Genomic DNA, 7003 nt, shown 5'->3' on the forward strand with positions numbered 1-7003 from the left:
TGTAGCCGTCATTTTATTGCTACGCGTAAAGGAAACAACCTGCTTTAACGTATTTTCTACCAAAGGTTTTCCACTAGCATCATAAATTTCCCCACGAGCAGAACTGGTTGTGACCTTGGTCTGACTAGCTGAGGCTAGCTTTTTTTCGTAAAAATCCTTGTTCAAAACCTGCATATACAACAAACGACCAATAATGGTCATAAAGAGTAAAATGACGATTGAAAACAATAAATTAAGCCGAATCGGAATCGAATGGCTGTTAAATTTTCTCATACAAATCAGTCTCATTTCTAACTTAAAATCTTACTCTTAATTGTACCACAATTTGAGCAGAAAATTATGGAAAAGAAAGATGCTTTTTTTCGTTTTTACAGTAAGATGCGTTTTTATTTATTCATCCCTATATTATATGTTATAATGAATGTAAAAGTTCAATAATCTAGTCTTTTTCCAACACGACTCATTTAAAGGAGCCTTCCCTATGGACAAACCAGATATCGCAACTGTCATTGATTCACATTTTGAAGAAATGACAGACCTAGAGCAAGAAATCGCTCGCTATTTTTTGCAAACTGAAACGATTACAGATGATTTATCTTCTCAACAAGTCACCCAAAAATTACATATTTCTCAAGCTGCTTTGACCCGCTTTGCTAAAAAGTGTGGCTATACTGGCTACCGAGAATTTATTTTCCAATACCAACATGAGGCAGAAAATCAAGCCAACCAAGTCTCCAAGCACAGTCCACTGACCAAACGAGTCCTCAGAAGTTATAGCAATATGAGGGAACAAACACAAGACTTGATTGACGAAGTCCAACTAGAACGAATTGCCCAGCTAATCGAAGATGCTGAGCGTATCTACTTCTTCGGAACAGGGAGTTCTGGCCTCGTCGCTCGTGAAATGAAATTGCGCTTCATGCGTCTGGGTGTGGTCTGCGAAGCTTTGACCGATCAAGATGGCTTTGCCTGGACAACCAGCATTATGGATGAAAATTGTCTCGTACTTGGTTTCTCACTTTCTGGCACAACTCCCTCTATTTTAGATAGTCTATTAGATGCCAAGGAGATGGGGGCAAAGACTGTACTCTTTTCAAGTGTTCCCAATAAAGATAGCCAGACCTATACAGAGACTGTTCTTGTAGCCACCCACAGCCAACCTTCCTACATCCAACGTATATCCGCTCAACTTCCTATGCTCTTCTTTATCGATTTGATTTATGCCTACTTTTTGGAAATCAATCGCGAAAGCAAGGAGAAAATCTTTAATAGCTACTGGGAAAATAAAAAACTCAACGGCTATCGTAGACAAAAACGTGTAAGAAAATCCTAGTTTGGCTGAGCCAAACTAGGATTTTTATTCATCACTAAACATACCTCTTCAAGATTATGAATTAGTCATATCTTGACTTAGTCTTGAATAATTTCATGTAATCACTTTTTGAAGGGAGTAAATAAGCAAGTCTGACGGTTTCCTCAACCATTGTATATAATACGATGTAATCCTTACTCAAGGTCAATCCTCGCGTTTGGCAGTGAGGATCTAATTTCTTACCAAATTTTTCATCGGCATCAAATCCAGCTTGGGGGAAAATTTCTAGCCGATTAATATCTTTTCTAATATTGGCTACTTTTCGTCTAGCAGCCTCTACAGAACCGATTTCCTCCGCTATATACTGATATATTTTATCCAGACTATCAATCACTCTAGGAGAATACAAAATCCTATATCTTTTATAATCCATAGCGTGTCACGACATCCTCATCTGTCAAGTAATTTCCAGCCTCAATCTTGGCATAATTTTCTTGAACTTCTGCTTGTAATTGTCTAAACAAGTACTCCTTCTCTAATTCCTCTTCACTCAGTAAATCTACTTCATTTGTTACGGCAACATTCTTTAAAAATAATCTGAGTGCCGATGAAAGAGAGAGATTTTGTTCTTTTAACACTTCCATGGCATCATTTACCAATTCTCTATTAGCTTGGAAGGTCACAATTTTATTTGAATTCGCTATAGCCATTTTATATAACTCCTTTATATATTTTATTTATTATCTCACAATTATAAAGAAAGTCAAGGGAACTTGATTAGAAAATCCTAGTTTGGCTGAAACAAACTAGGATTATTTTGTCTTAATACCCAATGAAAATAAACATACAACATACCTACGATATTTTGGTGATAGGCAAATTCTAATCGTGTTTTTCAGTTCTTCCATAAATCCTCCTTTTCGTTTTTGAATGTTTGACAACAAAAAAGGAAGTATCAGCTATTTGCTTTTACTTCCTTTCTCTAATTTTATTTAATTATTTTGCTTCGACAAGCTGAGATTTAACGACTCCATACCATTATCAATTCTTTTTCTCCCGTATTACTATCTAAACTTTCAGATTGGATGCTAAATTCCTCTCGCAGGTAAAATTGAATTGCTCGCTTATTTTTTTGATAAACGTTTAATCTTAGAGTGGGCTTGACTTTCTTCACATGATCCAATAGCTGTTTTCCGGCTCCCTTTGACTGTCCTGCCTCTTTTATAAAGATTCCTTCAATATAGTCGTCATTTAATCCAATAAATCCATCTATCCCGTTTGTACTGTCAATTTCATGCACATATATTTCTGCAAGTGGTAGCATTTCTTTTACCACATCAAAATTGTTTTTCCAGTAATCAGGAGACATAAAACTATGTGCCTGAATATTCGTAATTAACCATATTTGCATTACTGCATCTATATCACTGTCAGAATATTTCCTAATCATTTCATCATCTCCATAAATTCCAATTTGTCAATTTCTCGTCCATCTCATTATATCATTTTTTCTTCTTGGCTTAGCTTTAGTATTTAGAGAGCTTGCGCCGTCTTCTAAGACTATCTTAAAGGGAATCTCCTCTCATATATTCTTCGATGATAGGAACTCTGCTCCTATCGTTCGTTTTTTCTAATTTCTCATTGACTTTCTCATACAAATGAAGCAAGATCGCATAATGGTCTTTCCGCTACTTTTCATATACCTTGACAGTTTTTCCATCATCAAAAAAAGAATTAAGCAAAACATTTTTCACTCAAGTAGTGATTAAGTGTTCTGCTTAATTCTATAATTCCAAACTAGGATTGTTTTGTTTTAAAGTGATAATAAGCTCCCAACATACCTGCTGTATTTTGGTGATGGGCAAATTCTAATCGTGTTTTTTCAGCTAGACTTGGTACCAAAGCTTCTTTCAAGGCTGTACGGATTTTAGGCTTGAGAATAGCCTCTTGTCCCATGATACCGCCACCGAGAATGACTACTTCTGGATTAGCCACATAACAAATATTTGCCAGACCTTTTCCTAGATAGTCTACCATACGGTCAATACCAGCCATACAAATCTTGTTGCCTTCAGTGGCTTCCTTAAAGATACGACGACCATTCCACTGGTCAACTGGATCTCCATGAGCTGCTGCTACATACTCCACCAAGGCTGTCGTAGAGGCTAAGTCTTGGAAAGCTCCATCCTGCATATGCATATAACCAACTTCACAGGCTGAATTGCTAAATCCATGGAAGACTTTCCCATCCATAATCAAGCAACCACCGATACCGGTTCCAATAGTCAAGCAAAGGGTGACACTCGCTCCCTTGCCTGAACCAGATACTGCCTCAGCCAGACCTGCACAGTTGACATCATTTTCAATCTCACAAGGAATATTAAAGCTAGTCTCGATTTCCTTTTTGAACTGGGTGCCTGCGTAGTTAGGGATTTGAGGTCCAGCGTAGAAAATTTCCCCCTTATCAGGGTCCACCATTCCTGCAGAAGAAATGGCAACACCTGCTACTGGGCCTTTTTCTAAATAGCTGGCTACAATATCTTTGATCTTTTGTAAGATATGAGGTCCACCCTTATGCGCCTCAGTTGGCATTTCATGCGATTCAACAAGTTGATCTTCTTGGTCAATTAAACCATATTTGATGTTGGTTCCACCGATATCAATTGCAACGTAGTGTGTCATAAATACCTCCTTATGGATTAGAGGAAGCGCTCCTTGGTTTCACGAATCAAGGCTGCAACTGCTTCCACAACTGGACGATCTTCTTCAGTCACTGGTGTCAATGGTGAGCGAACAGAACCAATATTCAAGCCTTCATTGATCTTCAATACTTCCTTAATCACACCATACATATTTCCATGTGCAGCAGTGAGTTTGCCAATGATAGCATTGATAGCATACTGCAATTCACGCGCTGTTTCTAAGTCTTTATCAGCAATCAACTGATTGAGTTTCAAGAAGAGTTCTGGCATAGCACCATAAGTACCACCGATACCAGCTTTGGCACCCATGAGACGGCCCCCTAAGAATTGTTCATCAGGACCGTTGAAGACGATGTGGTCTTCCCCACCAAGGCTCACAAAGGTTTGGATATCTTGAACCGGCATAGAGGAATTCTTAACACCAATAACACGTGGATTTTTCAACATTTCAGTATAAAGACTTGGAGTCAGAGCAACCCCTGCCAATTGAGGAATGTTGTAGATGACGTAGTCTGTGTTTGGAGCTGCAGAACTAATATCGTTCCAGTATTTAGCAACTGAGTATTCTGGCAAGCGGAAATAAATAGGTGGAATTGTTGCAATAGCATCTACACCCAAGCTTTCTGCGTGACGAGCCAGTTCCATACTGTCTTTAGTATTGTTGCAAGCTACGTGAGCAATGATGGTCAATTTACCTTTGGCAACTGCCATGACTTCTTCCAAGATTAACTTGCGGTCTTCTACACTTTGGTAGATACATTCACCAGAAGAACCATTGACATAAAGACCTTGAACACCTTTATCAATGAAGTATTGAACCAAGTCACGCGTACGCTCTGGACTTACTTCTCCTTGATCATCATAACATGCGTAGAAGGCTGGAATGACACCTTCGTATTTTTTCAAATCTGACATAGATTTTCTCCTATTATTTTTATTTTCTGCTAAAGCAGATTCTTTCTTTACTTCTTTAGTATACACTTTACCGAAAAGGCTTTCAATATCTTATAGACACTTAGATTTTAGTTTCTTGCTTATAGAATAGCGTTTGGAGCGTTTGAAAGTAGTTTCAGAAATAATTACACCCCTTACTCATACTTAGCAAATAGCTTTTCCATTACTCCTACTTGTAAAAAAGCAAGGAGTCCAAAACCAAAGAGAATAAAAGCTGATCCTCCCAATAGAAGGGTAAAGGCTGATAGATATAGAATCATCAAAATCAAAAAGATAATTACGATCATCAAGATAAACCAAGGAGCATTAAAACTAGCCAACATCAATCCTTTTTGAAGAATTTCTTTCCAAGATAGGTCATAACGTGCCGCAATAGGGTAACTAGCCAACATCACAATGGTAAGGAAAATCAAAATGCCTAGACAAATAGCTTTCAGCAATTGGAAGGGCAGAGCTGTTTGACCCCAGAAAAGATAAAGATCTAAAAGAGCAAGAAATACAATTCCTAACTCCAACAACCCCAACTGAAAACCTAGTTTCAGATTTTGCCTGAAAACTCTTAGATAGGTTCTAAAAACTGGAACACGTCTGCTCTTCTTAACTTCGAACATGGTCTCGTAGAGGCTGATTTTAGCCACTCCAATCGTTACGATTGGCAAACAAGTTACTACAAAGAGAAGATTGACTGTTACAATATCTAAAACCTTCTCACTAATTCGCATGAGAAAATTATCTGTATCAAATGCAGCCTTGATGAGACTTCTTCCTTTTTGTGACATCTTTGCTCCCCCTATAATTTAATTTATATCACTTGCTAAATCATTCCGATTTAGCAAGTGATAAGATTCAACTCTTAAACTCAATTTTCAAAAGCGCTTAATAAGATAGTCATCAGCTATCTCTGCTGATCATTCTAATCAATTAAAATTTTAAACAAATACTTGCGAACTTGATCTTCCATACCTGCATAACCATTTGGTTGATGTGGCTCTCCTGGGAAGAAAATCGCAAAATTGTGATAACCCAACAAGAGTGGGTAGTGTTCATGACAATGGACAAAACCAATGTCACTTGCTTCGTCAAATGCTACTGCTTCATCTTTGATACGTGAACCGTAGCTCGAATATTCATGCCCTTCTACCAACAAATGCAAGTCTGCATAGTTCTTGTGATGTTCAAACTGGTCATTTTCAGCTTTATTTAGGACATTTTCTTGAACAACTAGAAAGACCTTATCACCATCAATATCATATTTTCCTAACTCGAATGAATCTTTACGATGTTCATAAAGATAATCAATTGCCTTGTCAAGATTGGGATGAATCCCTTTATAGAAGCTAATATTTTTCAAATCGTCAAAAATCATTATTTTCTCCTTTAAAAATCGTCATTAAGCGATTAAAACTAACACCTCCAACAGTGTCATTTACTGTCGGAGGCTTTTAGATAGTGCTAGCAATAGCCAATTGATACTGTAAAAGAAATCGTTTCTTATCCTTTGACCGCTCCCATAGTAATACCCTGTGTGAAGGATTTTTGGAAGACAAGGAAGACTGTTACGATTGGCACGGCTGCAAGAGCGGCACCTGCCATAATCAAACCATAGTTGGTCGCCATTTCAGCCTGCATGGTCGCAACCCCGAGTGAGATGGTCAAATTTTGACGTGAAGTCAACATTACCAATTGCATGAAGTAGTCGTTCCATGTATTGATGAAGGTAAAGATTGCAAGGGCTGCAAATCCTGGTTTCACAATTGGGAAGGCTACGCTCCAGAAGGTACGAATCTCACCACAACCGTCGATCTTAGCTGATTCAAGCAATTCTGTTGGGATGTTTTCGCTGAATTGTTTCATAAGGAAGACACCAAATGGCCATCCAATCAAAGGCAAGATAACTGCCCAAAGAGTGTCATGAATCCCCATGAAGTTGACGATACGTACCAATGGTACAAGGACAACTTGTTTTGGAAGAGCCATGGCAGCAATAAAGATTGCGAAGAGGATGCGTTGACCATAGAAACGTTTTTTAGCCAAT

Annotated in this window: 9 protein-coding genes and 1 pseudogene; 1 reads left to right on the top strand and 9 read right to left on the bottom strand. The window is 38.1% G+C overall.

Going from position 1 to position 7003, the window contains the following annotated elements; translation table 11 throughout:
- Nucleotides 1–288, bottom strand: a pseudogene (locus SMIDD26_RS13130) (penicillin-binding protein 2); the annotation flags it as partial.
- A gap of 193 nt (nt 289–481) precedes the next feature.
- Between SMIDD26_RS13130 and SMIDD26_RS07460 the strand changes: the two are divergent.
- Nucleotides 482–1333 (top strand): MurR/RpiR family transcriptional regulator, encoded by an 852-nt coding sequence (locus SMIDD26_RS07460; RefSeq protein ID WP_061439715.1) that lies wholly within the window; start codon nt 482–484, stop codon nt 1331–1333.
- Between the two features lie 61 nt (nt 1334–1394).
- Here SMIDD26_RS07460 and SMIDD26_RS07465 read toward each other — a convergent pair whose 3' ends face one another.
- From SMIDD26_RS07465 to SMIDD26_RS07500, 8 genes are all read right to left on the bottom strand, one after another.
- Nucleotides 1395–1745 (bottom strand): type II toxin-antitoxin system RelE/ParE family toxin, encoded by a 351-nt coding sequence (locus SMIDD26_RS07465; RefSeq protein WP_061439716.1) that lies wholly within the window; start codon nt 1743–1745, stop codon nt 1395–1397.
- Entirely contained in the window at nt 1735–2022 is a 288-nt protein-coding gene (locus SMIDD26_RS07470) for a type II toxin-antitoxin system RelB/ParD family antitoxin (protein ID WP_061439717.1), read from the bottom strand. The genes SMIDD26_RS07465 and SMIDD26_RS07470 overlap by 11 nt, the downstream gene beginning before the upstream one ends.
- Before the next feature lie 311 nt (nt 2023–2333).
- Nucleotides 2334–2762 carry a GNAT family N-acetyltransferase gene (locus SMIDD26_RS07475; protein WP_000620006.1) on the bottom strand — a complete coding sequence of 143 codons (429 nt, stop codon included), beginning with the start codon at nt 2760–2762 and terminating at the stop codon, nt 2334–2336.
- Between the two features lie 347 nt (nt 2763–3109).
- A complete protein-coding gene (locus tag SMIDD26_RS07480; RefSeq protein WP_061439718.1) occupies nt 3110–3994 on the bottom strand; it encodes an ROK family protein in 885 nt (294 codons plus the stop codon).
- 17 nt (nt 3995–4011) lie between these two features.
- Complete coding sequence (locus SMIDD26_RS07485) at nt 4012–4929, bottom strand: dihydrodipicolinate synthase family protein (RefSeq protein WP_061439719.1); 918 nt, start codon at nt 4927–4929, stop codon at nt 4012–4014.
- A gap of 173 nt (nt 4930–5102) precedes the next feature.
- Nucleotides 5103–5747 carry a YesL family protein gene (locus tag SMIDD26_RS07490; RefSeq protein WP_000078519.1) on the bottom strand — a complete coding sequence of 215 codons (645 nt, stop codon included), beginning with the start codon at nt 5745–5747 and terminating at the stop codon, nt 5103–5105.
- Nucleotides 5748–5881: 134 nt separating this feature from the next.
- Nucleotides 5882–6334 carry a NanQ anomerase/TabA/YiaL family protein gene (locus SMIDD26_RS07495; protein WP_000575436.1) on the bottom strand — a complete coding sequence of 151 codons (453 nt, stop codon included), beginning with the start codon at nt 6332–6334 and terminating at the stop codon, nt 5882–5884.
- A gap of 125 nt (nt 6335–6459) precedes the next feature.
- Nucleotides 6460–7003: carbohydrate ABC transporter permease (locus tag SMIDD26_RS07500; protein WP_134990234.1), on the bottom strand; the 544-nt coding region annotated here is incomplete at its 5' end.

Origin of the sequence: Streptococcus mitis (genome assembly GCF_001579035.1) — a bacterium.
In the GTDB taxonomy this organism is placed as follows: Bacteria; Bacillota; Bacilli; order Lactobacillales; family Streptococcaceae; genus Streptococcus; species Streptococcus mitis_J.

Excerpts from the sequence above, each read along its gene's own strand:
- SMIDD26_RS07485 (WP_061439719.1), bottom strand. The coding sequence starts at position 4,929 with ATGTCAGATTTGAAAAAATACGAAGGTGTCATTCCAGCCTTCTACGCA.
- SMIDD26_RS07475 (WP_000620006.1), bottom strand. The coding sequence starts at position 2,762 with ATGATTAGGAAATATTCTGACAGTGATATAGATGCAGTAATGCAAATA.
- SMIDD26_RS07490 (WP_000078519.1), bottom strand. The coding sequence starts at position 5,747 with ATGTCACAAAAAGGAAGAAGTCTCATCAAGGCTGCATTTGATACAGAT.
- SMIDD26_RS07480 (WP_061439718.1), bottom strand. The coding sequence starts at position 3,994 with ATGACACACTACGTTGCAATTGATATCGGTGGAACCAACATCAAATAT.
- SMIDD26_RS07465 (WP_061439716.1), bottom strand. The coding sequence starts at position 1,745 with ATGGATTATAAAAGATATAGGATTTTGTATTCTCCTAGAGTGATTGAT.
- SMIDD26_RS07470 (WP_061439717.1), bottom strand. The coding sequence starts at position 2,022 with ATGGCTATAGCGAATTCAAATAAAATTGTGACCTTCCAAGCTAATAGA.
- SMIDD26_RS07495 (WP_000575436.1), bottom strand. The coding sequence starts at position 6,334 with ATGATTTTTGACGATTTGAAAAATATTAGCTTCTATAAAGGGATTCAT.
- SMIDD26_RS07460 (WP_061439715.1), top strand. The coding sequence starts at position 482 with ATGGACAAACCAGATATCGCAACTGTCATTGATTCACATTTTGAAGAA.